The sequence below is a fragment of the Streptomyces sp. NPDC092370 genome (genome assembly GCF_044755265.1).
Classification (GTDB): Bacteria; Actinomycetota; Actinomycetes; order Streptomycetales; family Streptomycetaceae; genus Streptomyces.
This window is the reverse complement of the sequence record NZ_JBIVQO010000014.1, coordinates 39,079-64,501: the sequence shown is the minus strand read 5'-3', so window position 1 is coordinate 64,501 and position 25,423 is coordinate 39,079. Positions and strand designations below refer to the sequence as shown.

Here is a 25,423-nt window from a genome sequence, read left to right as displayed (position 1 = left end):
CCCGGAATGGATGCCGCGCCCCCCAGGTTTTAGCCTGGGGGGCGCGGCTTTTCGCCATTTCCGCAGGCCGCCCCGTGAAGGACACAGGAACGAGGCACCAGATGACCGACCCCGTGACGCTGGACGGCGACGGCCGGATCGGCGAGTTCGACGAGAAGCGCGCCGAGAACGCCGTACGCGAACTCCTGATCGCGGTCGGCGAGGATCCGGACCGCGAGGGCCTCCGGGAGACGCCGGCGCGGGTGGCGCGGGCGTACAGGGAGATATTCGCGGGGTTGTGGCAGCAGCCGGAGGACGTGTTGACCACGACGTTCGACCTCGGGCATGACGAGATGGTGCTCGTGAAGGACATCGAAGTCCTGAGCTCCTGCGAGCATCACCTCGTGCCGTTCGTCGGCGTGGCGCACGTGGGTTACATTCCGTCCGTCGAAGGCAAGATCACAGGCCTGTCGAAGCTGGCTCGCCTCGTGGACGTCTATGCCCGGCGCCCACAGGTGCAGGAGCGACTCACCACGCAGATCGCCGACTCCCTGATGCAGATCCTGGAGCCGCGGGGCGTGATCGTCGTCGTCGAGTGCGAGCACATGTGCATGTCGATGCGCGGGGTCCGCAAACCGGGTGCGAAAACGATCACTTCGGCGGTCCGAGGTCAGCTTCGTGATCCGGCGACCCGTAATGAGGCCATGAGCCTGATCATGGCGCGCTGACGGTCTGTGTCAGACCGTCGGCGCCACCCCTGTGCCGTCGTTCTCGTCGTCCTCCGGGAGCTTGCACACGCGCTCCAGGAAGATCGCTGCCGCTATGACGCCGATGCCCGCGAGGACGGAGAGGCCGGCGTAGACGGCCTGGTCGCGGCGGGCGGGGATGTCGAGGGACTCCAGGAGGAAGGCGCCGGTGCCGCCGTACATGCCGGAGACGAGGGCGGCGACCAGGGCACTGGCCTGGCCGAAGACGACCGCGCGGGCCGCCATGAGGGGGTCGACGCCCTTGGCCTCGGGGCGGCGCTCGCGCTGGGCCTTGAGACGGGCGCGGATCGAGAGCGCCGTGGCCAGCAGGACCACGGCGATCACCGCCAGGACGACGGGGGCGGCCAGGGGGACGCTGGGGAGCGTTCCGACCGAGTTCCACAGGCGGGCGCCCGCCCAGGACAGGACTGCGGCCACGACGAAGACGCCGGCCAGTACCCGGATACGCAGCTCTCTCACGGTGTCCCTTCGGTTCCCCCGGCTTTCGGCCCGGTTCGCGGCCGTCTCGACCTTAACGGCTACTCGGGCAGCCGGAGTTCCAGGTCCGCGCGGGGCGTCACGCCGTCGCGGGTGACGGCGTCCAGCAGCCCGGCGACGGGGCCGTGGCCGGGCAGCCGCGCCTCGGGGTCCAGGTCGTGCCAGGGGGCCAGGACGAAGGCGCGTTCGTGGGCGCGGGGGTGGGGGAGGGTGAGGCTCGGGTCGTCGGAGACGACATCGGCGTAGGAGACGATGTCGACGTCGAGGGTGCGGGGGCCCCAGTGCTCGTCCCGGACGCGGTGGAAGGCCTCCTCGACCGCGTGCGCGCGCTCCAGGAGCGAGGACGGCGGGAGGGTCGTCTTGAGGACGACGACGGCGTTGAAGTAGGCGGGCTGGCTGCCGGGGTCCACGCCCCAGGGCTCGGTCTCGTAGACCGGGGAGACGCCCTTGACGCGGACGCCGGGCGTGTCCTCCAGGGCGTCGATGGCCCCTTGGAGGGTCTCCAGGCGGTTGCCGAGGTTGGAGCCGAGGGCGACCACGGCCCGTTTGGGGTTGGACAGGGTCGTATCGGCGGCGTCGACCTTCTCGACGACGGAGGCGGGCACCGGCTGTACGGTCGGGTCGGTCGGACCCTTGATGAAGGGCGCGGTCATACTCGGCTCCGGGTGATGGTGACGGTCACGTCGTCGAAGGGGACGGTGATCGGGGCGTCCGGCTTGTGGACGCAGACCTCGACCTCCTGCACCACCTCGTGCTTCAGACAGACCTGGGCGATGCGCTCGGCGAGGGTCTCGACGAGGTCGACGGGCTCGCCCTGCACGGCGGCCACGACCTCCTCCGCCACGATGCCGTAGTGCACGGTCTTCGCCAGGTCGTCGTCGGCCGCGGCCGGACGGGTGTCCAGGACGAGGACGAGGTCCACGATGAAGGTCTGGCCCTCCTCGCGTTCCTTCGGGAACACCCCGTGGTGCCCGCGGGCCTTCAGGCCGCGCAGCGCGACACGATCCACGCGAATCACTCCTGCAATCGTCGGTCAGGGCCGGGCGGTGCCGTGTGCGGTCGGCACACCGGCCTCGGTCGAATCTACCCGCGAGCACGGACGGGGCCGGGCCACGGGTGGGGGCTGCGGCCGGGTCCGGCAGGATTCATCCGGCGTTTCCCCGGGGGAACCCGTCGGCTCACAAACTGGTAGCCGCCCCTACCCGTGGGTGCTCGATTCCAACCCCTACCGGGCGCGTACCCACTCAGGCGGGGGTGTCGTCCTGCTCGTCCTCGTCGGTTTCGGCGAGGACGGGGGATGCGTGGTGCGACCAGAGTTTCCACCCCTGGGGCGTGCGCCGGAACACGTTGGTGGCGACCACGAGCTGCCCGACGAGAGGGCCGAGCTCCTCGTCGGCGCCCTCGGGGGCGGGGCCGCCGCTGAGGATGTTCTCGGTGCAGTTCACCAGGGCGGTGTCGCCGGTGACCGAGACGTGCACGTCGGTCAGGAAGAACTGGATGTAGTCGGTGTTCGCCATGATCAGCGCGTACGACCGGAGGACCTCGCCGCGGCCGGTCAGCACGGGCCAGCCGGGGTGTACGCAGGAGACCACGCCGGTGTCGGCCGGGTCGTGGTAGGTCTCGTCGACGCCCAGGTCGGAGGGGGTCAGCCAGAGCGACGCGAGTTCTTCGAAGTCGCCCTGTTCCAGTGCCTCGTAGAAGGCGGTGTTGGCGGCCTCGACCTGCTCGACGTCGGTGTGCGGGGCGCTCACCGGGCGCCTACTGCGCCGGTGCCCGTTGCGCGCGCCCCGCTGATGGCGCGAGCGACCCGGACTGCGTCCGCCGTGGCGCGCACCTCGTGGACGCGGACCGCCCACGCGCCGGCGTGCGCCGCGAGGGCGGAGACGGCGGCGGTGGCCGCGTCGCGTTCGCGTGCGGGGGGTGGCGGGCCGTCGGGGGCGGCGAGGACCCGGCCGAGGAAGCGTTTGCGGGAGGCGGCGACGAGCAGCGGGTGGCCGAGGGCGAGGACCCGGTCGAGGCCTGCGAGGAGGGCGAGGTCGTGCTCAGCGTCCTTGGAGAAGCCGAGGCCGGGGTCGACGATGACGCGGTCCGGGGTGATGCCGCCGGCCAGGACGGCCTCGACCCGCGCGTGCAGTTCGTCGACGACTTCGGTGACGACGTCGGCGTACTCGCCCCGGACGTTGCCGCCCTGGAGGAAGCCGCGCCAGTGCATGACGACGAAGGGGGCGCCGGCGTCGGCGACGGCCGGGATCATGCGGGGGTCGGCGAGGCCGCCGCTGACGTCGTTGACGAGGGCGGCACCGGCCGTGAGGGCCCGTTCGGCGACGGAGGCGCGCATGGTGTCGACGGAGACCGTGACCCCCTCGGAGGCCAGGCCGCGGACGACGGGGATGACGCGGCGCAGTTCCTCGGCCTCGTCGACCCGGGTGGCTCCGGGACGGGTGGACTCGCCGCCGACGTCGACCAGGTCCGCGCCCCCGGTGACCAGGTCGAGGCCGCGTTTGACGGCGGCCGTGGTGTCGAAGAAGCGGCCGCCGTCGGAGAAGGAGTCGGGGGTGACGTTCACGACTCCCATGACCGCGCAGCGGTCCCATTCGGGTAGGCCCGCCACGCGCCCGCGTCCGCTCTGGTTGCTCATATGTTCAGCGTAGGCCCCGGCGGGGGTCGTCAGGCGCTGCGGCCCGGGCGAACGGCCTGCGGCGAGGGACGGGTCACGCCGCCCGGACGTCGCGTTCCGCCGGGGTGGCGTGGGCGCACGGACGGTGGACGGCGGGGCGCCGGCGGCGCAGGAAGCGCGGCAGGGGCAGGGCGAGGTTGACGAAGCCTTCCGCCTGCATGGCGGCGAAACCGATGCGGGGCAGGTCGGCGGAGGCGCGGTAGACGACGAAGCGCGGCTCCCAGCGCGGCTGGAACTTGGCGTTGAACTTGTACAGGGACTCGATCTGGAACCAGCGGGAGAGGAAGACCAGTAGCCCGCGCCAGGCACGCAGCACCGGTCCGGCTCCGATCTTCTCGCCGCGGGCCAGTGCCGCGCGGAACATGGCGAAGTTGAGCGAGACGCGCGCGATGCCGAGCTTGGGGGCGGCCTGGAGGGAGGCCACGATGAGCAGTTCGTTCATGCCGGGGTCGGCCGAGCGGTCGCGGCGCATCAGGTCCAGGGAGGCGCCGTCGGTGCCCCACGGCACGAAGTGCAGGATCGCCTTCAGGTCGCCGTAGGGGCCGGGGTGCTCGTCCTGCTTGTGGGCGGTGGCGATGAGGCAGTCGCCGTCGGCGGGGTCTCCGACGCGGCCGAGCGCCATGGAGAAGCCGCGTTCGGTGTCGGTGCCGCGCCAGTCGTCAGCGGCCCGGCGGATGCGGTCCAGTTCGGCCTCGCCGAGGTCACGGACACGTCGTACCCGGGTTTCGTAACCGGCACGCTCGATGCGCTTGACCATCTGGCGCACGTTGCGCATCGCGCGGCCGGCGAGGGAGAAATCCGCGACGTCCACCACCGCCTCGTCGCCCAGTTCCAGGGCGTCGAGCCCGGTCTCGCGGGTCCACACCTCGCCGCCGGTCTCGGAGCAGCCCATGACGGCGGGGGTCCAGGAGTGGGCCTTGGCCTCGTCCATGAAGCGTTCGATGGCGCCGGGCCAGGCCTCGACGTCGCCGATCGGGTCGCCGCTGGCGAGCATCACGCCGGAGACGACGCGGTAGGTGACCGCGGCCTTGCCGCTGGGGGAGAAGACGACGGCTTTGTCACGGCGCAGGGCGAAGTGGCCGAGGGAGTCGCGGCGGCCGTGCTTGTCCAGCAGGGCGCGCAGCCGGGCCTCGTCCTCCTCGGTGAGCTGTGCGGCCGGGTGTTCGGGGCGGAAGGCAAGGTAGATGGTGGTGACGGCGGTGAGCAGGCCGAGGGCGCCGAGGGAGAAGGCGACGGTCCAGGAGGTGGTGCCCCGGTAGTCGACCGGGCCCTCGAAGCCGAACAGGCCGTAGATGACGTGGGTGATGCGGTCGGCGAGGCTCGGGTCGCCGACGATGCGCTCGCCGTGGACGCTGACGATGAGCAGGCCGAGCAGCAGCGAACCGGCGCTCATGAGGACGAAGTTGGCCAGCGCCCGCCAGCGGCTGCGCGGGTCGGGCAGGGCGTTGAACTGGTCGCGGTGGCGCAGCAGGGGTGCCAGCAGTGCCAGGGAGATCAGCACGCCCACCAGCGAGTGCCGGTAGGTGAACTGCGCGACGGCACCGGCGGGCAGGAGCGCCACCGCGGCCCGCCAGGCCCGGCGCTTGCCGCGCTTGAGGCCGTGGGCGAGCAGCAGCAGCAGCACGCCGGTGCTGAGGGAGAGGGCGGCCGCGAACGGGCCGAGCGCGCCGGGCAGGACCTCGGCGATGGCGTGCATCCGGCTGTGCCGGAAGCGGGGGAAGACGCCGGCGGCGATGTCCAGGACGCCCACCAGGGCGCAGGCTCTGCCGACGAGGAGGGGGACCGCCTCGGGGCGTGGTCCGCTCAGTATCCGGTGCACCCGGCCCGGACGAGCCGTGCCGCTGCCGCGACTCGGAACCTCACCCGACATTTCCGCATCTGTCCTGACAGACATCGCATCCTGTAGTTCTGCGAGAGACCTTGAATCCGGTGCCGTTTCGGTCATCCGGCGACATTGCGTCCTCTAGGACGGTGTCTCGGGGGGAGAGGTTCACTCCTCACGTCAAAGCCGTTTCAAAGGCCAAGGAAAGTCCGGGACAAGCTCGTGCGAAGGTGTCGGCGCGGGTCGGGTCCGGGCGGAGAGCGTGCGCAGGTGACCGACCCATGGGTCTGACGAGCAACAAGGTGCTGACGCTGGCGGTTCTGTCCGCGGTGCTGCTGTTCGCCGGCACGGTCTGGCTGTGGCCACGGCTGGCCCGGCGGAGCTGGCGCGCGGTGGGCGGGCGTGTCGGGCTGCTGCTGGGCACCCAGGTGGCGCTGTTCGCCGCGGCGGGCCTCGCCGCCAACCAGGCCTTCGGGTTCTACGCGAGCTGGGCGGACCTGTTCGGGCAGGAGAAGGACCAGGGTGTGGTCGTCGACCACATGCCGGGCGGTGGCCCGCTGGAGGTGGTCGCATCGCGCCGGGTGCCCGGGGCGGGCGGGGCGCTGCCCCAGGCCGGCGGCCGGGTCCAGCAGGTCGACATCGTGGGCCGTACGACCCGCATCGCCACGCCCGCGTACGTCTATCTGCCGCCGGAGTACTACCAGCCGCGGTACCGCACCCACAGGTTCCCGACGGCCGTCGTGCTGACGGGTTACCCGGGAACGGCGTCGGCGCTGGTGGAGAAGCTGCACTATCCGCGTACGGCTCTGGAACTGGCCCGGGCGGGACGGGCGGAGCCGATGATCCTCGTGATGCTGCGGCCCACGGTGGCGCCGCCCCGGGACACGGAGTGCGTCGACGTCCCGGGCGGACCGCAGACGGAGTCGTTCTTCGCGAAGGATCTCCCCGACGCGTTGCGCACCCACTACAGGGTGGCCGAAAAGCCGGGCGGTATGGGCATCATCGGCAACTCCACCGGCGGCTACTGCGCGTTGAAGATCGCCCTGCATCATCCCGATGTGTACGCCGCCGGGGCGGGCTTGTCCGCGTACTACAAGGCGCCGATCGACGCCACGACAGGCGATCTCTTCCAGGGCGACAAGGGGCTGCGCAATCGCGCCGATCTGTGGTGGTACCTCGCGCACATGCCCGCTCCCGATACGTCCCTGCTGGTCAGCAGCAGTAAGCGGGGAGAGACCAACTACAAGGACACGTTGAGGTTCATCGAACGGGTGGAGGGCAACGGACGGACGCGCATCTCGTCGATCATCCTGGAAAGCGGTGGGCACAACTTCAACACCTGGCGGCGCGAGATTCCGGCGGCGCTGGAGTGGATGAGCGGGCGGCTGGGCGGCCGCTGAAATGATCTTGGGAATTGCCCGAGCGGCCGATTCCACTTCTCCGCGAGTTCTGATGCTCTGTGAACGTTTCGGTGTGGCTTTGTTTTTGCGGGGTGGGTCACCATGATTCGCCTACGCGCGGTAAGTTTCTGGCCATGCCACGTGGACGTCACCGCCATTCCCCGCCCCTGCACAGGCTGCTGCCCCCGTCGGCGATCGCAGGCGTCTCCCTCGTCTGCGCCCTGGGGCCCTGGGTGTTCACGGAACCGATGGTGCTCCGTGCTCTGGCCGCTGCCGCCGCGGCGACGGCGGTCATCGGCGCGGTCGTGCTGCGCCGTTGGGACACCCAGGCGGGCAAGCGCGTCGCCGACCTCACGCGCGCGCGTGCGAGCGACGAGTGGCGCTTCGAGGAGCGGGTCGCCGAACTGGAGGCCGACCTCGAGGAGTCGCGCGAGCTGCGCGGCAAGCTGGAGCAGCGGCTGCGGGCCAAGCGCACGGAGCTGGCCGGGCTGCGCAACGAGCACGCGGCGCTGCTGCGCCGGTACGCCACGGCGGAGACCGAGCGCGCGAGCGTCCTGGAGGAACGCCGGGTGCTCGAGATAGAGGCGACGGTTCCGGCACGGGCCGCGCTGCCGGCGGGGACGGCGGACGCGGCGCCGGGGCCGGAGGAGGCGCCGGCCGCTCGCGCCGCCGAGGAGGAGCCCGCGGTTCCCGCCGTCTTCTCGCCCGAGGGTTCCCGGCTGTTCCTGCGGGCCGCGGCCGCGCTGGCCCGGTTCGACGGTGAGACGGCCCCGGCCCCGGACCCGGACGGCGGCGGTGACGGCGACGGCGTGCCGAGGGGCGAGGACGCGGAGCCCGCGCAGGAGCCGAAGCAGGAGCGGGCGGAGCAGCGGGAGCAGGCGCGGGAGGACGAGACGCAGGGGCGGTCCGAGACGGCCGCCGACGGGCACGAGCGCGCGACCGCCAAGACGCCCGCGCCTCGCGCCGAGATGCCCGCGCCCGGCGCCGAGATGCCCGCGCCGGGCGGCGAGGCCTCCGTCCCGGGCGGCGAGACCTCCGTCCCGGGCGGTGAGGCCGGTCGGCTTCCGGAGTCCGCGCGGGCCGAGCAGACCGCCCGGGCCGAGCAGACCGGAGGCCGGCTCTCCGGGCACTACACCGTGCCGACCGCCGTGGCCGTCCCGCCGCAGCCGCCGGTACGGCGTCCGCTGACCGAGGGCGGATTCGACTTCTTCGGCACCAAAGCGGGCACCTCGCGCGCGGCCCTGGAGGCCGTGCAGAACGAGGACCTCGCCGATGTCGTCGGCCAGGAGGCGCTCGCCCTGCACAAGGCGGAGACCGAGGCCCGGTACAAGCCGGCCGACGAGGAGTCGCGCGGCATCGGCCAGGTCATCGACCTGACGGCGCACGACGAGACGGAGCAGATCGACCTGCAGGGACTGCGCAGCGCGGTGTCCTGACGCTCGTCGCGACGGAGGGCCCCTCGGCTACGGCCGGGGGGCCCTCGGCGTGCGGAGATCAGGCCATCCAGCGGTCCGGCCGCGCGCCCCGGCGCCCCGTCCGGGACCGCTCCGCCTGCGCCGCCAGCAACGCGCGTGCCTCACCGGCCTCCCGCAGCCGGGCCCGTACCGTCTTGTTCGCGCCCGTGTCCACACACACGTCGGCGACGCCCCGGGCCCGCTCCCACGGCCCCTGCGTCATCCGCACGCTCTGCACCTTGGCGTGCGGCACCAGCGCCAGGCTCCGCCGCAGCAGCCCGGACCGGGCCGCGAACACCGCGTCCGTGACGGCCAGTCCGTAACCGCGCCACCACAGGGGCACGCACCAGCGGGCGCTGCGCGGCGCGGGCGACAGGGCCGCGGCGTCCGGCACGCTCACCCCGGGCAGCACGCGCCCGACCACGTTCTCGGCGATCTCGCGCGGAGCCACCGGCACCAGCACCGAGTTGGACGAGCCCGCCACGTCCAGTTCCACGCGCACCCAGCCGCGCCGCCGCCACAGCAGCGGTTCCACGATCCGCACGGTCTGCACGCGCCCCGGCGGCACCGTCTCGTGGGCCCGGTCCAGCAGCCCGTGGTCGATGCGCAGCCCGTCGGGCGACTCGCCCACCGTCCAGTCGTACTCGGCGACGAACCGCCCGACGCTGCTCGCGCCCGCCGCGCCCAGCAGCGGCAGGGCGACCGCGAGGACCGTCCACAGGCTGTGGGTGAGCAGCCACAGCACCGGCGGGACGACGAGCGCCGCGGCCAGCGACACCCAGGTCGCCCCCGTGAGCACCAGCGACAGGGCGAGCACGCCGGGCGGCACGCGCAGCAGCTGCCGGGACGGGGCCTCCCCGACCTCGTGCGCGGTCTCGGGGGCGAAACCGGCCGCCCGGGCGAGCAGTTCGGCCCGCAGCGACCGGGCCTCATCGGCGCCGAGGAAGGCCAGTTCGTCCTTCTTGTCGGTGCCTATGACGTCGAGTTTGAGCTTGGAGACGCCCGCGACCCGGGCCAGCAGCGGCTGGGTGATGTCGATGGCCTGGATCCGCTCCAGCCGGATGTGGGCGGTGCGCCGGAAGACGAGTCCGGTACGGATGCGCAGTTCGGTCTCGGTCACCGCGAAGTGCGTGAACCACCAGGAGCAGAAGCCGTAGAGGGCGGCGGCCGGGACGAGCACGGCGAGGCCGATCAGCAGGGTGGTCGTCGTCAGCCGGGTCAGATGGCGCTGTGCCCCGTCGGGGTCGTGCACGGCCCAGCCGATGAGCACGGCCACCGGTGCCCAGGCGCGGCGCAGCGGTGTGACGGGGTGCAGCCGCCGTTCGGTGACCTCGACGGCGGCCGGTGAGGTCTCGGCGGCCCCGGACGCCGTCACAGCCCCGCCGATCGGGCCTCGCCCAGCTCCGTGAGCCGGTCGCGCAGCCGTTCCGCCTCGGCCGGGTCCAGGCCGGGGATGGTCGCGTCGGTGGCCGCGGCGGCCGTGTGCAACTGCACGCTGGCCAGCCCGAAGTGCCGTTCGACGGGCCCGGAGGTGACCTCGACCAGCTGCATCCGCCCGTAGGGCACGACCGTCTCCTCGCGCCACAGCACGCCACGGCTGATCAGCAGGTCGTCGGCCCGCTCGGCGTACCGCCAGGAACGCCAGTTGCGCTCGATCATCACCCAGCCCCAGGCCATCAGTGCCAGCGGCGGCAGCGCGAAGGCGGCCCAGGCGGGCCCGGCCAGCAGCCCCGGCAGCAACCCGGCGGCCAGGGCGATCAGCCCGAGCCACACCACCAGCAGCAGCCGGCGCATCCTCAGCAGGCCGGGCGGCAGCGCGATCCACACCGGCTCGCCCCCGGCCGTCTCGATCGTGCCCCGCGGCCCGTCCGGCCCCGCCTCGTGCGGACTCCCCGTATCCATGGGGCCAGCGTACGTAGGAGAGACTGTGTCCATGACTCCTACGACGGAGACCATGGTCGGAATCGGCGGCGCCGCGGAGAGCACCGACATGGTGCTCAACATCGGGCCGCAGCACCCGTCCACCCATGGCGTGCTGCGGCTGAAGCTCGTCCTGGACGGCGAGCGCATCAGGCACGCGGAGCCGGTGATCGGCTATATGCACCGCGGCGCGGAGAAGCTGTTCGAGGCGCGCGACTACCGCCAGATCATCATGCTCGCCAACCGCCACGACTGGCTGTCGGCGTTCTCCAACGAGCTGGGCGTGGTCCTCGCCGTGGAGCGGATGCTCGGCATGGAGGTCCCCGAGCGCGCGGTGTGGCTGCGCACGCTGCTCGCCGAGCTGAACCGGGTGCTCAACCACCTGATGTTCCTCGGCTCGTACCCGCTGGAACTGGGCGGCATCACCCCGATCTTCTACGCCTTCCGGGAGCGCGAGGAACTCCAGCACGTCATGGAGGAGGTCTCCGGCGGGCGGATGCACTACATGTTCAACCGGGTGGGCGGCCTCAAGGAGGACCTGCCGGCCGGGTGGACCACGCGCGCGCGTGCCTCCGTCGCCGATGTGCGCTCGCGGATGGACCGCTTCGACGACCTGGTGCTCGGCAACGAGATCTTCCGGGGCCGCACCCGGGGCGTCGGCACCCTCACCGCCGAGGCCGTGCACGCGTACGGGGTGAGCGGGCCGATCGGGCGCGCCTCGGGCGTCGACTTCGACCTGCGCCGGGACGAGCCGTACCTCGCCTACGGCGAGCTCCAGGACACCCTGAAGGTGGTCACCCGGCAGGAGGGCGACTGCCTGGCCCGCTTCGAGTGCCTCCTGGAGCAGACGCACAACGCGCTGGACCTGGCCGACGCCTGCCTGGACCGGCTCGCCGAGCTGGCGCCCGGGCCGGTCAACCAGCGGCTCCCGAAGGTCCTGAAGGCGCCCGAGGGCCACACGTACGCGTGGACCGAGAACCCCCTCGGCATCAACGGCTACTACCTCGTCAGCAAGGGCGAGAAGACCCCGTACCGGCTGAAGCTTCGCTCGGCGTCGTACAACAACATCCAGGCGCTGACGGAGCTGCTGCCGGGGACGCTGGTGGCGGACATGGTGGCGATCCTGGGGTCGATGTTCTTCGTGGTCGGGGACATCGACAAGTAGGGCTCATTCCCGCAACGGGTCCGGGATCGCGACCGGCTGTACCAGCCAGCCGAAGTCGCCCAGCCCGCCCGCGGCGGTGAGCTCGGCGGCCTCTCCGGCGCTCGCGAGGGCGCGCACGTACGCGGCGGGGTCGGTGGAGGCCAGCGTGAGCGGGGGGCGGGCGCCGGTCACGCCCAGGGCGCGCAGCGCCTCGTGCTGGGGAAGCACCCGCCCGCCGGGCAGGGCGCACGCGTCCAGGGCGACATGGGCGGTGAGGTCGCAGGAGCCGTCCGGCACCGGTGTGGTCTCGCGGCCCCCGCGGAAGCCGGTGAGCGTCCCGAACGGCGGCCGGGTGCCCGTCGTGTGCGCGTAGTCCACGGCGACGGCGAGTCCCCGGCCGACCGTCGCGACCGCCGCGGCCCAGGCCTCGTCGCGGGGCAGGCCGATCTCGGCCCGCAGCCCCTCCTCGCCGGGCAGCGGCCACCACCGCTCCAGCCACCGCGCCGCCGGCCCGTCCACCGGCTCGCCGAGCCGCTCGGTCCCGTCCTCCCGGACCAGCACCAGCCGTGCGACGCCCGCGGCGTCCACCTCGGCGACCTCCACGGGGACGTTGTCCAGCCACTCGTTGGCGAACAGCAGCCCGGACGTCCCCCGCGGGGGCTCGGCCAGCCACTCGATCCGGTGATCCAGCCCCGCGGGCCGCTCGGCGATCTCGACGGCGTACGCGCGCGTGCGGGCCGCCACATCGGCGGGGAGCGCGGCGAGCACACCGCCGGCCAGCTCGCCCCGCCCGGCCGCCATGTCGACGAAATCCAGCACCGCGGGCCGCCCCAGGGCCTCGTCGACCCGGCACAGCAGCCGCGCCACGGCCCCGGCGAACAGCGCCGACGCATGCACGGATGTCCGGAAATGTCCGGCCGGCCCTTCCGTGCGCCGATAGAAGCCCCCCGGCGCGTACAAGGCGTCCTGCGCCGCCGCACGCCACCCGCGCCACTGGTCCCCGGTTCCCGCTGTCACCGGCCCAGGCTATGCGCACGCAACGTACGCAACTCCACCTTGCGGAGTATGCGCGGCGGGTACGGATCGGCCCTCCGGTTGACCCCTGCACCTATCCCGCTTCCCTACGCTGGGTTACGTGCAGCGCCTCTACGACTTCCTCCGCAGGCACCCGACGTGGGTCGACGGCACCTGGGCCGTCGTCCTCCTCGGGATGTCGCTGGTGGGCGGTGTGGCGGGCGGTTACGGATCTCCGGCCGCCGCCGTTCCGCTCACCCTGCTGCTGTGCCTGGTGATCGCGCTGCGCCGGCGGATGCCGGAGAAGATGCTGGTGCTCGCGGCCGCGGCCGGGGTGGCCCAGCTGATCACCGACGTGGAGATCGGCCCCGCCGACTTCGCCATGCTGGTGATCGTCTACACGGTCGCCGCGGAGGGCGCGCGCTGGGCCTCCCGCTTCGCGCTGGGCGCCGGCCTGTGCGCGGCCCCCCTGGCCCAGGTGCGCTGGCCGAACGACGAGACCTCCGTCTTCGGCAACATCGTCCTGACGGTCTTCATGACCGTGCCGTTCGCCCTCGCCTGGGTGCTGGGCGACTCCATCCGCACCCGCCGCGCCTACTTCGCGCAGCTGGAGGAGCGGGCCGCCCGCCTGGAGAAGGAGCGCGAGGCGCAGTCCAAGGTCGCCGTCGCCGCCGAACGCGCTCGCATCGCCCGCGAGTTGCACGACGTCGTCGCGCACAACGTCTCGGTGATGGTGGTCCAGGCCGACGGGGCCGCCTACGTCCTGGACGCCGCGCCCGACCAGGCCAAGAAGGCGCTGGAGACCATCTCCTCCACCGGCCGCCAGGCCCTCGCCGAGATGCGCCGCCTGCTGGGCGTGCTGCGCACCGGTGAGCACCAGGAGGCCGGCGAGTACGTGCCGCAGCCCGATGTGCGGCAGATCGAGGACCTCGTCGAGCAGTGCCGCGGGTCCGGACTGCCCGTCGACTTCAAGGTCGAGGGCACGCCCCGCCCGCTGCCCAGCGGCGTCGAGCTCACCGCCTACCGCATCGTGCAGGAGGCGCTCACCAACACCCGCAAGCACGGCGGCGCCAACGCGGGCGCGAGCGTGCGCCTGGTCTACTTCGACGACGGCCTCGGCCTCCTCGTCGAGGACGACGGCAAGGGCGCCCCGCACGAGCTGTACGAGGAGGGCGGTTTCGACGGCCAGGGCCACGGCCTGATCGGCATGCGCGAGCGGGTCGGTATGGTCGGCGGCACCCTGGACGCGGGCCCGCGCCCGGGCGGAGGATTCCGCATCAGTGCCCTGCTGCCGCTCAAACCCGCGCACTGACACCGGCACGCCCCTTGCTGACACCTGTCACGACCCCTACGGAAGAGGCCTGATGACGATCCGCGTGATGCTCGTCGACGACCAGGTGCTGCTGCGCACCGGGTTCCGGATGGTGCTCGCCGCCCAGCCGGACATGGAGGTCGTCGCGGAGGCGGGCGACGGGGTCGAGGCCCTGCAGGAACTGCGCACGGCCGAGGTCGACGTGGTGCTGATGGACGTCCGCATGCCGAAGCTCGACGGGGTGGAGACGACCCGGCGGATCTGCGCGGACACCGACCCGCCGAAGGTGCTCATCCTGACCACCTTCGACCTCGACGAGTACGCCTTCTCCGGGCTGAAGGCGGGCGCCTCCGGCTTCATGCTCAAGGACGTGCCGCCGGCCGAGCTGCTGGCCGCGATCAGGGCCGTGCACAGTGGTGACGCGGTCGTCGCACCCTCGACCACCCGGCGGCTCCTGGACCGCTTCGCGCCCATGCTGCCGGGCACCAAGCAGCCCCAGCACAAGGAGCTGGAGCGGCTCACCGAACGCGAGCGCGAGGTCATGATGCTGGTCGCGCAGGGCCTGTCCAACGGTGAGATCGCGGCGCGGCTGGTGCTGTCGGAGGCGACCGTGAAGACGCACGTGGGCCGCATCCTGACCAAGCTGGGCCTCAGGGACCGGGTGCAGGTCGTGGTGCTGGCCTACGAGACGGGGCTGGTGCGGGCCGGCGGGCACGGCTGACCCGCACGCGCGGGCCCGCTACCTGAGGATCCCCTCCAGGAACTCGCTGCCGAGCCGGGCCACCACCGTCACGTCCAGCTGGTGCAGGACGTAGCGGCCGCGACGGCGGGTCGTGATCAGACCCGCCTTCTTCAGCACGGCCAGATGCCGGGATATCTCCGGCGCCGTCATGCCGTGCACCTGCGCCAGCTCGCTGGTGGTGTGCGCACTGCGGGCCAGATGACGGCACATGCGCATCCGGACGGGGTGGGACAGCGCCGTCATCCGCATCGCCAGTTGTTCGAGCGTCTGCGGTGCGGTGAGCTCCGGCGAGCCGACCGGGTAGTGCAGCACCGGCTGCCAGCCGTGCCGGTGCAGGACCATCAGATGGGGCCATCCCAGGCTGGTCGGGACGAGCAGCAGGCGGCCGCCACCCGTGGCCGTACGGCCGTCGCCCAGCTTGTCGACCGTGATCCGACCTGCCTCCTCGTCGAGCGTGATCGCCGGGGAGACCGCGGCCAGCGCCTCGGCCAGGCCCTTGCGCCGCAGCAGGTCCGTCTTGTGCCGGGCGTCCGCCGCGAGCTGGTGGCGCAGGCGGGACCAGGCCTCCGCGAAGAACGCCTCGTCGCAGTCCCGGAGGAACTGCCGCAGCCACGCCCGGATCCTGGGCGGGTCGGCCAGCAGCCGCTCGCTGAAGCGCATCTGCCGCGGTCCGCGCGCGGCGGCCAGATCCAGCACCCGGCGGCGCGTCCCGGGGTCGGACAGTGCCGTCGGCCCGCATCCGCCGTAGCCGAGGGCACAGGTGAACTCCAGCGCCGCGTCCACGAACTGCTCGTCGGACAGCTTGTCGAGCTGGTCCAGTTCCTCGGCGAGGGTGGCACCCGGGAACGCCCCGCGGTCGGGCAGGCCCGCCCAGGGCAGGAACAGGTCCGAGAACGTCGTCCGCCACAGGAAGTCCGCCTCGCACATCCGGTCGGCCAGATGCGGATCGAGCCGGGCCGTCACGCCCGTCACCCAGCCCTGCAGACCCGGGTGGTGCGCCGGCTCGGACAGCGCGTGCAGCGCCATGCCGAGCTCGGCCAGGGGCGACGGCACGACGGCGACCTTCCCCCACGCCCCCGGCTCCGCTCGAACAGAGGGCGCCCCCATCGGCCCCAGCCCCGCGATGTCGATGTGCACGCTCATGACCTCATGGTGCACCCCGCCACCGGCAACGCCCCCGCCGATTGACGGGCCACGTCAATCGACGCGACGCGGCCGCCGCCGCGGGCCCACGGTGGGACCACCGGGGCAGCCGCGGAGCCTTCGGACCTCCATCACCCCGTCCCGCGGAGGCGATCCACCATGAGCATCACGCAGCAGCACCTCCTCGACGCCTACCGCGCCCGCTCCCTCGGCGAGCCAGCCCCGCCCGCGCCCGGCGCCCACGACCGGAAGGTGGTGCGGGAGTGGCGCGACGGACGGCGCTTGCGCGCGGTCCTGGCGGGCCGCCCGGCCCGCCACCGGTTCCGGGACGCCCAGAGGCGGTGGCGGCGGCGCGCTACCCGACCTGCTCCGGCAGCCGGGCCACGAACTCGGCCACCGCCGCCTTCACGTCCTCGGCGGTCCACTGCAGTCCTTCGGCCCGCACATGCACCTCCGTGCGGGCCAGCCCGGGACCGCCCCGGTCCCAGCCGCTGCCGAACAGCATGACCCCCGTCTCCTCGGCCGTGCGGACCGCAGCCTCCCCGAGGACGTCCGGCTCGTAGGGCAGCCAGACCTGGAAGTCATGGGTGTGCGGTACCTCCGGGTGCACGCGCGCCCACGGCACCCCGGCCGCCGCGAACCCCTCACGCAGGGCGGCCGCCACCACGCGCGCGTGGGCCACGTACTCCGGCAGCCGGGGCAGCTGCCGCTCCAGCCCGACCAGCGCCGACAGCACCGTGGGGAACTGCTGGAAGACCAGCCCGCCGTACCGGTGCCGCCAGGTCTTCGCCTCCGCGACGAGCTCCGCGGGGCCGGCGAGCGCCGCGCCGCCGTACCCCTCCAGGGACTTGTAGAACGACACGTAGACGCTGTCGGCCAGGCCCGCGATCTCCTCCAGGGGGCGGCCGAAGTGGACGGTGGACTCCCACAGGCGGGCCCCGTCGAAGTGCACCACGGCGTCCCGTTCCCGCGCGGCCTCGACGACCGCGGTGAGCTCCTCCCACGTGGGCAGCAGGAAACCGGCGTCCCTGAGCGGGAGTTCCAGCATCAGTGCCCCGAAGGGCTCCTCGAAGTCGCGTACCTCCGCGGCGGTCGGCAGCCGCGGCTCGCTCGTCAGCCGCACCGGGCGCAGACCGCCGACCTCGCGGAACGCGTTCCGCTCGTGTACCTCGGGATGGCTGAGCGCGTGCAGGGCGACCGTCGGGTTCCCGGTGCGGCCGGCCCAGCAGCGCAGGGCCACCTGCTGCGCCATCGTGCCCGTCGGGAAGAACGCGGCGGCCTCGGTGCCGAGCAGCCCGGCGACCTTCGTCTCCAGCGCCTCGACGACACCGTCGCCGTACAGGTCGGACAGCTCGTCCAGGTCGTGGACGCCCGCCGCCTCCTCCAGCACCGCCAGACGTTCCCGGAGGGTGAGGTGGAAGCCGAAGCGCACGAACACGCGCCGTGCCGCGCGGTGGGCGGCCAGCCGCCGCTTCCGCAGTCGTGCCCCCCGGCCCTCCTCCGCCGGCTGTCCGTCCTGTTCCGTTGCTGTATCAGTCATGACCGGATCCTCCCTGGCACGCGCGTCGCCGGGCATCCGCATTTCCGTACGCCGTCCCGGGAACGCCGCACGGGCGTGCACAGCCTGTGGACGACCGGACGCCCCTCGAACCGATCGCGTTAACATGACGAGAAATCGTCCGGTACCCGGAGCGGACTGGAACGGGAAGGCCGCCGTCGAGTGAACACAACCCCACAGCCAGACCCCAAGGACCGCCCCGCGCGGCTCACCGTCGGCGTCGTCGGCGCCGGCCGCGTCGGCCCCGCCCTGGCGGCGTCCCTGCAACTCGCCGGACACCGCCCGGTCGCCGTCTCGGCGGTCTCGGAGACCTCCCGGCGCCGGGCCGCGCAGCTGTTGCCCGACGTGCCGGTGATGCCGCCCGCCGAGGTCCTGGAGCGGGCCGACCTGGTGCTGCTGACCGTTCCCGACGACGCCCTGCCCGAGCTGGTCACCGGTCTCGCCGACACCGGGTCCGTGCGGCCCGGGCAGCTGCTCGTCCACACCTCCGGCCGGTACGGTGCGCGGGTGCTCGACCCCGCCCTGCGCGCGGGCGCCCTGCCGCTGGCCCTGCACCCCGCGATGACCTTCACCGGCACACCCGTGGATGTCCAGCGGCTGGCCGGCTGCTCCTTCGGCGTCACCGCCCCCGAGGAGCTGCGCCTGGCCGCCGAGGCCCTGGTCATCGAGATGGGCGGCGAACCGGAGTGGATCGCCGAGGAGAACCGGCCGCTCTACCACGCGGCGCTCGCCCTGGGCGCCAACCACCTGGTCACGCTGGTCGCGCAGTCCATGGAGCTGCTGAGCGCGGCCGGGGTGTCGGCCCCCGACCGGATGCTCGGCCCGCTGCTCGGCGCGGCCCTGGACAACGCCCTGCGCTCCGGCGACGCGGCCCTGACCGGCCCGGTCGCGCGCGGGGACGCGGGCACGGTCGCCGCGCACGTCACGGAGTTGCGCCGGCACGCCCCGCAGACCGTCGCCGGCTATCTGGCGATGGCCCGCGCGACCGCCGACCGGGCCCTCGCCCACGGCCTGCTGAAGCCGGAACTCGCCGAGGACCTCCTCGGGGTACTCGCCCACGGGACCGACGGCACCGAAGGGGACGCCCGATGACCACCACCCTGCTGCGCACCGCGAAGGAACTGCGCGCACGCACGCGTGCGGGCCGCCGCGCCGTGGTGATGACCATGGGCGCCCTGCACGAGGGCCACGCCACGCTGATCCGCACCGCGCGCGGCATCGCCGGGCCGGACGGCGAGGTCGTCGTCACCGTCTTCGTCAACCCGCTGCAGTTCGGCCGGGGCGAGGACCTCGACCGCTACCCGCGCACCCTGGACGCCGACATCAAGCTCGCCGAACAGTCGGGCGCCGACGTGGTGTTCGCCCCCGCCGTGGACGAGGTGTACCCCGGGGGCGAGCCCCAGGTCCGCATCACCGCGGGTCCCATGGGCGAGCGCCTGGAGGGCTCCTCCCGCCCCGGCCACTTCGACGGCATGCTCACCGTCGTCGCCAAGCTGCTGCACCTCACCCGCCCCGACGTCGCCCTGTACGGCCAGAAGGACGCCCAGCAGCTCGCCCTGATCCGCCGCATGGTGCGGGACCTGAACTTCGGCGTGGAGATCGTCGGTGTGCCCACCGTCCGCGAGGAGGACGGCCTGGCGCTGTCCAGCCGCAATCGCTACCTCTCGGCGGCGGAGCGGCGCACCGCCCTCGCCCTGTCCGGGGCTCTGTTCGCGGGCCAGGACCGGCATGCCGCGCAAGAGGCGCTGCGCGCCCGGGCCCGCGAAGTGCCCGCCACACGCGCGCGGGCGGAGGCGCTCAGCGCCATGGGGGAGTCCCGCGCGGCGGCCGACGCGCACGCCGTGGCGACGGCCGTCCCGGGCGGCCCGGCGGCCGTGCGCGCGGCCGCACGCCAGGTCCTCGACGAGGCCGCCCGCCTCGATCCGCCGCTCGACCTGGACTACCTCGCCCTGGTCGACCCCTCGGACTTCACCGAGATCGGGGACGACTTCACCGGCGACGCCGTCCTCGCCGTCGCCGCCCGGGTCGGCACGACCCGGCTGATCGACAACATCCCCCTCACCTTCGCAAGCTTCGGAGCCGCCTCGTGACCACCACAGGCATACGACTGCACGCGCCCGCCCCCGGGTGGTCCATCGCCGCGGACGTGGTCGTCGTCGGCTCCGGCGTCGCCGGCCTGACCGCCGCCCTGCGCTGCGAGGCCGCGGGCCTGCGGACGGTCGTCGTCACCAAGGCCCGTCTCGACGACGGCTCCACCCGCTGGGCCCAGGGCGGCATCGCCGCGGCCCTCGGCGACGGCGACACCCCCGAGCAGCACCTCGACGACACCCTGGTCGCGGGTGCCGGCCTGTGCGACGAGGACGCCGTCCGCCTGCTGGTCACCGAGGGCCCTGACGCCGTGCGCCGCCTCATCGAGACCGGTGCCCGGTTCGACGAGTCCACCGAGGGCGGCCTGGAACTCACCCGCGAGGGCGGCCACCACCGCCGCCGCATCGCCCACGCCGGCGGCGACGCCACCGGCGCCGAGATCTCCCGCGCCCTGGTCGAGGCCGTCCGCGCGCGGGGCATGCGCACCGTCGAGAACGCGCTCGTCCTGGACCTCCTCACGGACGCCGAGGGCCGCACCGCCGGCGTAACCCTGCACGTCATGGGAGAGGGCCAGCACGACGGCGTCGGGGCCGTCCACGCCCCCGCGGTGGTCCTCGCGACCGGTGGCATGGGACAGGTCTTCTCGGCGACCACCAACCCGTCGGTGTCGACGGGCGACGGCGTGGCGCTCGCGCTGCGGGCGGGCGCGGAGGTCAGCGACCTGGAGTTCGTACAGTTCCACCCGACCGTGCTGTTCCTCGGCCCGGACGCGGAGGGCCAGCAGCCCCTGGTCTCCGAGGCGGTGCGCGGCGAGGGCGCCCACCTGATCGACGCCGACGGCGTGCGCTTCATGGTCGGCCAGCACGAACTCGCCGAACTCGCCCCCCGCGACATCGTCGCCAAGGGCATCATGCGCCGCATGCAGGAGCAGGACGCCGAGCACATGTTCCTCGACGCCCGTCACTTCGGCGCCGAGATGTGGGAACACCGCTTCCCGACGATCCTCGCCGCCTGTCGCGCGCACGGCATCGACCCGGTCACCACCCCCGTCCCGGTCGCCCCGGCCGCCCACTACGCCTCCGGCGGCGTCCGCACCGACTCCCACGGCCGCACCACCGTCCCCGGCCTGTACGCGTGCGGTGAGGTCGCCTGCACCGGTGTGCACGGTGCCAACCGCCTGGCGTCCAACTCCCTGCTCGAAGGCCTCGTCTACGCCGAGCGCATCGCGGCCGACATCGCGGCGAACGGCCTGCACGCGCGCGTGCCCGAGCCGGTCCCGCATCCGGAGATCCCCGAGCACCCCCTGCAGACCCCGGAGGCCCGTTTCGCGATCCAGCGGATCATGACGAGCGGGGCGGGCGTCCTGCGCTCGGCAGGATCACTCGGCAAGGCCGCCGACCAGCTCCAGCGACTGCACACCGACGCCCGGGAAGCCCTCGCCGAGAACGGCAAGACGGCCGAGGCCGGCGTCGACACCTGGGAGGCCACCAACCTCCTGTGCGTGGCCCGCGTCCTGGTCGCCGCCGCCCTGCTGCGCGAGGAGACCCGGGGCTGCCACTGGCGCGAGGACCGCCCCGAGCGCGACGACACCACCTGGCGCCGCCACATCGTCGTGCGGCTCAACCCGGACCGCACGCTGGCCGTGCACACCACGGACACCACACACTTCCCCACAACCCTCCCCACCCAGGCCCCCCAGGAGCAGTGACCGACGTGAGCACTCCCGACCTTCCCCTCGCCTCCCCCGGAGGCTGCTCAGACGGCTGCGCCTGCGGCGCGGACGACGAGGCATACCTGGAGTGCGGCCTGGACCCCGCACTCGCGCAGCTCCTGGCCGACGCCGGCCTCGACCCCGTCGAGGTCGAGGACATCGCCAACGTGGCCGTCCAGGAGGACCTGGCCCACGGCGTGGACGTGACGACGGTGGCGACCATCCCCGAGGACGCGGTGGCCACGGCCGACTTCACCGCCCGCGAGGCGGGCACGGTGGCCGGCCTGCGCGTCGCCGAGGCGGTCATCTCGGTGGTCTGCGAGGAGGAGCTGGAGATCGAACGCCACGCCGAGGACGGCGACCGCGTCGAAGCGGGCCAGAAGCTCCTCTCCGTCACCACCCGCACCCGTGACCTCCTCACGGCCGAGCGCAGCGCGCTGAACATCCTGTGCCGCCTGTCGGGCATCGCGACGGCCACGCGCGCGTGGGCGGAGGTCCTGGACGGCACGAAGGCCAAGGTCCGCGACACCCGCAAGACCACCCCGGGCCTGCGCTCCCTGGAGAAGTACGCGGTCCGCTGCGGCGGCGGCGTCAACCACCGCATGTCCCTCTCGGACGCGGCCCTGGTCAAGGACAACCACGTGGTCGCCGCGGGCGGTGTCGCCCAGGCGTTCCAGGCGGTCCGCGAACGCTTCCCGGACGTCCCCATCGAGGTCGAGGTCGACACCCTGCACCAGCTCCGCGAGGTCCTGGACGCCGGGGCCGACCTGATCCTGCTGGACAACTTCACGCCGGCCGAGTGCGCGGAGGCCGTCGCGATCGTCCAGGGCCGCGCCCTCCTGGAGGCCTCGGGCCGCCTGACCCTCGGCAACGCCAAGGCGTACGCGGACACCGGCGTCGACTACCTCGCCGTCGGCGCCCTCACCCACTCCTCGCCGATCCTGGACATCGGCCTGGACCTGCGGTCGGCGGAGTAGGGCGGGTAGGGGTCATGCTGCTCACGATCGACGTCGGAAACACCCACACCGTCCTCGGCCTGTTCGACGGCGACGAGATCGTCGAACACTGGCGCATCTCCACGGACGCCCGCCGCACCGCCGACGAACTGGCGGTCCTCCTCCAGGGCCTGATGGGCATGCACCCGCTCCTCGGCGACGAGCTGGGCGACGGCATCGACGGCATCGCCATCTGCGCGACCGTGCCCTCGGTCCTGCACGAGCTCCGCGAGGTGACACGGCGCTACTACGGCGACGTGCCCGCCATCCTGGTCGAGCCGGGCGTCAAGACGGGCGTCCCGATCCTCATGGACAACCCCAAGGAGGTCGGCGCCGACCGCATCATCAACGCGGTCGCGGCGGTCGAGCTCTACGGCGGCCCCGCCATCGTCGTCGACTTCGGTACGGCGACGACGTTCGACGCGGTCAGCGCGCGGGGGGAGTACGTCGGCGGGGTCATCTCGCCGGGCATCGAGATCTCCGTGGAGGCCCTGGGCGTCCGCGGCGCCCAGCTCCGCAAGATCGAGGTGGCCCGGCCCCGCAGCGTCATCGGCAAGAACACGGTCGAGGCGATGCAGTCGGGCGTCATCTACGGTTTCGCCGGCCAGGTCGACGGGGTGGTCAACCGCATGGCCCGCGAGCTGTCGGAGGAGCCCGACGACGTCACCGTCATCGCGACGGGCGGTCTCGCGCCGCTGGTCCTGGGTGAGTCGTCGGTGATCGACGAGCACGAGCCGTGGCTGACGCTGATCGGGCTGAGGCTGGTGTACGAGCGGAACGTCTCGCGGATGTGAGCCGCCGCGGGCCGGGGGCGTCCCGCCCCCGTCGCGGGCGTGGTGCCCACCGTGGGACGCCACGCCCGCGGCAGGGCCGGGAGGACGGCGAAGCCCCGCCCGCCCGTGACATGCGGCCGGGACTCCCGCCGCACGGGACGCCGCGGGGCCCGCTCCGGGGACGACGTACCGTCGGGGAGGCCCTAGGCGGGACGGGTGGTCCCCCACGCCACACCCGCCCCTTATGTCGAATTTGTCTGATTAGCGCGTATCGTCGCCGCATGCCCACGCCATACGGATCCCGCGGCGGCATGGCGTTCGGCGTGGAGGAGCTGCGTGTGCTCCGCCGCGCTCTCGCCCTCGCCCTCCACCCCACCCCCGCCTCGGCCGACGACGTCCAGGACTGTCTCCGCCTCGCAGAGTCGCTCGACGAGGCGATGCGGGAGGGGGCCAGGCTGCGCGCCTTCCTCGTGGCCGACCTGGGCCGCTACCGCGCCGCCCTCCCCGGCACCGCCGCCGGTTACCTCGCACTCCTGGACGAGGCACTGGGCGCCGGCTACCGACCCCTCCCCGACGACCTCGCCGCCCTGGGCGCCCTGCGCGGCAACCCCACCGCGGCGGCCCTGCTGGACCGCTGCGCGGCCACCCCCGTCGGCGCCGCCACCGGCCCCGCAGCCGCTGTTCCCGGCTCCCGCAACCGCCTCCTGGCCCTCCCGGGAGGCCGCCGCGCCCCCGCTGGCGCCGCCGGGAACGGCCCGGAAAAGCAGCCGGAGAAGAAACCCGCTCGCAAGCCGGCCGCCCCCAAGCCCGCCCCGGCCCCGTCCCCCGCGCCCGGCACCCCGAAGCCCTCCCGCCCCATCCCCACCCCTGGCGAGGTCTTCCCGCGCCGCAAGCCGACACCGCCACCCCCGGCGAACCCCCAGCAGCTCGCCGCGGGCTGACGTGGCTACCCTGGGTCCATGGACTACGTCTCCGCGCTCCTGCCCCCGGCCGTCATGGCCGTCTTCTTCATCGGCGTGATCCGGGTGATCGTGAAGACACAGGGTGGCGCCAACAAAGCCAAGGAGGACGCGGCCGTGGATGCCGCCCTCGCACGCGTGGAGGACGCCCGCCGGCCCACCGCCACGCCGCCGAAGGCCGAAGCCTGACCTCATCCTTTGAGGGCGTACGACTCGGCGAGCCCGCACCCCGCGGCGCCCGCACTTCGGGTCGTGCGCCCTTTTTGTTCCCGTTCGCCGGTGAAGCGCACGTCCGCCACGCCATTGCCGGGATCTCCCACTATTGTTCTGAGCTGTGCCTCGCCCATTGGGAGAACTCGAAGACGCGGTCATGTCGCGGGTGTGGAAGTGGAACCGCCCGGTGACCGTTCGAGAAGTCCTGGAAGATCTTCAGAAGGAGCGGTCCATCGCGTACACCACCGTGATGACCGTTTTGGACAATCTCCATCAGAAGGGCTGGGTGCGCCGCGAGGCGGAAGGCCGCGCCTATCGATATGAGGCGGTCTCCACCCGCGCCGCCTACGCGGCCGCCCTGATGAACGACGCCTGGTCCCAGAGCGACAACCCCGCCGCCGCTCTCGTCGCCTTCTTCGGCATGATGAGCGAGGAACAGCGGCGGTCCCTCAGTGATGCCGTCCGCATCGTCCAAGGCCCGGAAACCCTGGAACCGACCGAACCGTCGGAATCCGCGGAACCCGAACACGCGGAACCCCGGGAAGGCCCCCCGGAGAACCCCGCCTCCGCTCGGGGCCACGGCGGGCGATAGCGTCCCGTCATGTCCGCGAAGAGCCCCGAAGCCACCGCAAAAGCCATCACCGTCCGACGGGCCCGCACCAGCGATGTCCCGGCCGTGCGCCGCCTCCTCGACGCCTACGTCCGCGGCGGCATCCTGCTCGACAAAGCAACGGTGACGCTTTACGAGGACATCCAGGAGTTCTGGGTCGCGGAACGGGACGACAACGCCGAGGTCGTGGGCTGCGGCGCGCTGCACGTGATGTGGGAAGACCTCGCGGAAGTCCGCACTCTCGCCGTGAAGCCGGGCCTGAAGGGCGCGGGTGTCGGGCACCGGGTGCTGGAGAAGTTGCTGCAGACCGCCCGCTGGCTCGGTGTTCGTCGCGTTTTCTGTCTGACCTTCGAAGTCGACTTCTTCGGCAAGCACGGCTTCGTGGAGATCGGTGAGACGCCCGTCGACACGGATGTCTACGCGGAGCTGCTGCGTTCCTATGACGAGGGCGTCGCGGAGTTCCTCGGACTCGAACGAGTGAAACCGAACACCTTGGGCAACAGCCGGATGCTTCTGCATCTGTGATCGTCGGCCGCAAGACACTCGCAAGAGGACCGCTCGGTTCGTCCAGGCATATTCGCTGCGCCCGACCCTGCCCAGGTGCCCTATGTCCGAAACGCGCACGTTTCCGGACCGAGCCCGGGCTGCCGGTCTCTGCCGGGGGT

The 25,423-nt window shown here is 72.9% G+C and carries 26 protein-coding genes and 1 pseudogene; 16 read left to right on the top strand and 11 right to left on the bottom strand.

Going from position 1 to position 25,423, the window contains the following annotated elements:
* The first annotated feature begins 101 nt into the window (after window positions 1-101).
* A complete protein-coding gene (gene folE / locus ACIQHQ_RS32185) occupies window positions 102-707 on the top strand; it encodes a GTP cyclohydrolase I FolE (protein WP_402618748.1) in 606 nt (201 codons plus the stop codon).
* Window positions 708-716: 9 nt separating this feature from the next.
* Here the strand turns inward: folE and ACIQHQ_RS32180 are convergent, their stop codons facing one another.
* The 6 genes from ACIQHQ_RS32180 to ACIQHQ_RS32155 all read right to left on the bottom strand — a co-directional run bounded on the left by ACIQHQ_RS32180 (window position 717) and on the right by ACIQHQ_RS32155 (window position 5,770).
* Complete coding sequence (locus tag ACIQHQ_RS32180; RefSeq protein ID WP_402618745.1) at window positions 717-1,205, bottom strand: DUF3180 domain-containing protein; 489 nt, start codon at window positions 1,203-1,205, stop codon at window positions 717-719.
* Between the two features lie 59 nt (window positions 1,206-1,264).
* The gene (folK, locus tag ACIQHQ_RS32175; protein ID WP_402618743.1) at window positions 1,265-1,876 is read right to left on the bottom strand and encodes a 2-amino-4-hydroxy-6-hydroxymethyldihydropteridine diphosphokinase; all 612 of its coding nucleotides are present in this window, start codon (window positions 1,874-1,876) and stop codon (window positions 1,265-1,267) included.
* Window positions 1,873-2,232, bottom strand: coding sequence for a dihydroneopterin aldolase (gene folB, locus ACIQHQ_RS32170; RefSeq protein ID WP_402618741.1), 360 nt, complete (start codon window positions 2,230-2,232; stop codon window positions 1,873-1,875). Before folB ends, folK begins: the two co-directional genes overlap by 4 nt.
* Window positions 2,233-2,467: 235 nt before the next feature.
* Window positions 2,468-2,974 (bottom strand): nuclear transport factor 2 family protein, encoded by a 507-nt coding sequence (locus ACIQHQ_RS32165; RefSeq protein WP_402618739.1) that lies wholly within the window; start codon window positions 2,972-2,974, stop codon window positions 2,468-2,470.
* Window positions 2,971-3,861 (bottom strand): dihydropteroate synthase, encoded by an 891-nt coding sequence (gene folP, locus ACIQHQ_RS32160; protein WP_402618737.1) that lies wholly within the window; start codon window positions 3,859-3,861, stop codon window positions 2,971-2,973. The genes ACIQHQ_RS32165 and folP overlap by 4 nt, the downstream gene beginning before the upstream one ends.
* Before the next feature lie 73 nt (window positions 3,862-3,934).
* Window positions 3,935-5,770: a phosphatidylglycerol lysyltransferase domain-containing protein gene (locus tag ACIQHQ_RS32155; protein ID WP_402618735.1), complete on the bottom strand. Its 1,836-nt coding sequence runs from the start codon at window positions 5,768-5,770 to the stop codon at window positions 3,935-3,937.
* Between the two features lie 233 nt (window positions 5,771-6,003).
* Here ACIQHQ_RS32155 and ACIQHQ_RS32150 point away from each other — a divergent pair, with 233 nt between their 5' ends.
* Together ACIQHQ_RS32150 and ACIQHQ_RS32145 are read left to right on the top strand one after the other, a co-directional pair.
* Window positions 6,004-7,122: an alpha/beta hydrolase gene (locus tag ACIQHQ_RS32150; RefSeq protein WP_402618733.1), complete on the top strand. Its 1,119-nt coding sequence runs from the start codon at window positions 6,004-6,006 to the stop codon at window positions 7,120-7,122.
* Between the two features lie 134 nt (window positions 7,123-7,256).
* Entirely contained in the window at window positions 7,257-8,558 is a 1,302-nt protein-coding gene (locus ACIQHQ_RS32145; RefSeq protein WP_402618730.1) for a hypothetical protein, read from the top strand.
* Window positions 8,559-8,616: 58 nt separating this feature from the next.
* Here the strand turns inward: ACIQHQ_RS32145 and ACIQHQ_RS32140 are convergent, their stop codons facing one another.
* Together ACIQHQ_RS32140 and ACIQHQ_RS32135 are read right to left on the bottom strand one after the other, a co-directional pair.
* The gene (locus tag ACIQHQ_RS32140) at window positions 8,617-9,951 is read right to left on the bottom strand and encodes a PH domain-containing protein (RefSeq protein WP_402618728.1); all 1,335 of its coding nucleotides are present in this window, start codon (window positions 9,949-9,951) and stop codon (window positions 8,617-8,619) included.
* Window positions 9,948-10,478 carry a PH domain-containing protein gene (locus tag ACIQHQ_RS32135; protein ID WP_402618725.1) on the bottom strand — a complete coding sequence of 177 codons (531 nt, stop codon included), beginning with the start codon at window positions 10,476-10,478 and terminating at the stop codon, window positions 9,948-9,950. Before ACIQHQ_RS32135 ends, ACIQHQ_RS32140 begins: the two co-directional genes overlap by 4 nt.
* A gap of 31 nt (window positions 10,479-10,509) precedes the next feature.
* Here ACIQHQ_RS32135 and ACIQHQ_RS32130 point away from each other — a divergent pair, with 31 nt between their 5' ends.
* The gene (locus tag ACIQHQ_RS32130) at window positions 10,510-11,661 is read left to right on the top strand and encodes an NADH-quinone oxidoreductase subunit D (protein WP_402618722.1); all 1,152 of its coding nucleotides are present in this window, start codon (window positions 10,510-10,512) and stop codon (window positions 11,659-11,661) included.
* A 3-nt stretch (window positions 11,662-11,664) separates the two neighbouring features.
* On the opposite strand, the gene ACIQHQ_RS32125 is transcribed toward ACIQHQ_RS32130, so the two are convergent.
* Complete coding sequence (locus tag ACIQHQ_RS32125; protein WP_402618719.1) at window positions 11,665-12,657, bottom strand: SAM-dependent methyltransferase; 993 nt, start codon at window positions 12,655-12,657, stop codon at window positions 11,665-11,667.
* A 118-nt stretch (window positions 12,658-12,775) separates the two neighbouring features.
* Here ACIQHQ_RS32125 and ACIQHQ_RS32120 point away from each other — a divergent pair, with 118 nt between their 5' ends.
* Together ACIQHQ_RS32120 and ACIQHQ_RS32115 are read left to right on the top strand one after the other, a co-directional pair.
* Complete coding sequence (locus ACIQHQ_RS32120; RefSeq protein ID WP_402618716.1) at window positions 12,776-13,966, top strand: sensor histidine kinase; 1,191 nt, start codon at window positions 12,776-12,778, stop codon at window positions 13,964-13,966.
* Window positions 13,967-14,018: 52 nt separating this feature from the next.
* Complete coding sequence (locus tag ACIQHQ_RS32115; protein WP_107460327.1) at window positions 14,019-14,687, top strand: response regulator transcription factor; 669 nt, start codon at window positions 14,019-14,021, stop codon at window positions 14,685-14,687.
* A gap of 18 nt (window positions 14,688-14,705) precedes the next feature.
* Here the strand turns inward: ACIQHQ_RS32115 and ACIQHQ_RS32110 are convergent, their stop codons facing one another.
* On the bottom strand, window positions 14,706-15,851 hold the full coding sequence (locus tag ACIQHQ_RS32110) for a DUF5937 family protein (protein WP_402618713.1): 1,146 nt from the start codon (window positions 15,849-15,851) through the stop codon (window positions 14,706-14,708).
* Between the two features lie 159 nt (window positions 15,852-16,010).
* On the opposite strand from ACIQHQ_RS32110, the pseudogene ACIQHQ_RS32105 reads away from it, so the two are divergent.
* A pseudogene (locus tag ACIQHQ_RS32105) lies at window positions 16,011-16,202 on the top strand (hypothetical protein); the annotation flags it as partial.
* 4 nt (window positions 16,203-16,206) lie between these two features.
* Here ACIQHQ_RS32105 and ACIQHQ_RS32100 read toward each other — a convergent pair.
* Window positions 16,207-17,391 carry a threonine aldolase family protein gene (locus ACIQHQ_RS32100; RefSeq protein ID WP_402618710.1) on the bottom strand — a complete coding sequence of 395 codons (1,185 nt, stop codon included), beginning with the start codon at window positions 17,389-17,391 and terminating at the stop codon, window positions 16,207-16,209.
* Between the two features lie 180 nt (window positions 17,392-17,571).
* Here ACIQHQ_RS32100 and ACIQHQ_RS32095 point away from each other — a divergent pair, with 180 nt between their 5' ends.
* From ACIQHQ_RS32095 to ACIQHQ_RS32055, 9 genes are all read left to right on the top strand, one after another.
* A complete protein-coding gene (locus ACIQHQ_RS32095) occupies window positions 17,572-18,501 on the top strand; it encodes a Rossmann-like and DUF2520 domain-containing protein (protein WP_402618707.1) in 930 nt (309 codons plus the stop codon).
* A complete protein-coding gene (panC, locus tag ACIQHQ_RS32090; RefSeq protein WP_402618705.1) occupies window positions 18,498-19,499 on the top strand; it encodes a pantoate--beta-alanine ligase in 1,002 nt (333 codons plus the stop codon). The genes ACIQHQ_RS32095 and panC overlap by 4 nt, the downstream gene beginning before the upstream one ends.
* The gene (locus ACIQHQ_RS32085) at window positions 19,496-21,205 is read left to right on the top strand and encodes an L-aspartate oxidase (RefSeq protein ID WP_402618702.1); all 1,710 of its coding nucleotides are present in this window, start codon (window positions 19,496-19,498) and stop codon (window positions 21,203-21,205) included. Before panC ends, ACIQHQ_RS32085 begins: the two co-directional genes overlap by 4 nt.
* 5 nt (window positions 21,206-21,210) lie before the next feature.
* Complete coding sequence (nadC, locus tag ACIQHQ_RS32080) at window positions 21,211-22,185, top strand: carboxylating nicotinate-nucleotide diphosphorylase (protein ID WP_402618699.1); 975 nt, start codon at window positions 21,211-21,213, stop codon at window positions 22,183-22,185.
* 14 nt (window positions 22,186-22,199) lie between these two features.
* The gene (locus ACIQHQ_RS32075; RefSeq protein WP_402618697.1) at window positions 22,200-22,997 is read left to right on the top strand and encodes a type III pantothenate kinase; all 798 of its coding nucleotides are present in this window, start codon (window positions 22,200-22,202) and stop codon (window positions 22,995-22,997) included.
* Between the two features lie 260 nt (window positions 22,998-23,257).
* Window positions 23,258-23,917 carry a hypothetical protein gene (locus ACIQHQ_RS32070; protein WP_402618695.1) on the top strand — a complete coding sequence of 220 codons (660 nt, stop codon included), beginning with the start codon at window positions 23,258-23,260 and terminating at the stop codon, window positions 23,915-23,917.
* Window positions 23,918-23,935: 18 nt separating this feature from the next.
* Window positions 23,936-24,124 (top strand): hypothetical protein, encoded by a 189-nt coding sequence (locus ACIQHQ_RS32065; protein WP_402618692.1) that lies wholly within the window; start codon window positions 23,936-23,938, stop codon window positions 24,122-24,124.
* A gap of 145 nt (window positions 24,125-24,269) precedes the next feature.
* A complete protein-coding gene (locus tag ACIQHQ_RS32060; RefSeq protein ID WP_402618690.1) occupies window positions 24,270-24,740 on the top strand; it encodes a BlaI/MecI/CopY family transcriptional regulator in 471 nt (156 codons plus the stop codon).
* A 9-nt stretch (window positions 24,741-24,749) separates the two neighbouring features.
* Window positions 24,750-25,283, top strand: a complete 534-nt coding sequence (locus ACIQHQ_RS32055) for an amino-acid N-acetyltransferase (RefSeq protein ID WP_283967923.1) — start codon at window positions 24,750-24,752, stop codon at window positions 25,281-25,283.
* Window positions 25,284-25,423: the final 140 nt, after the last annotated feature.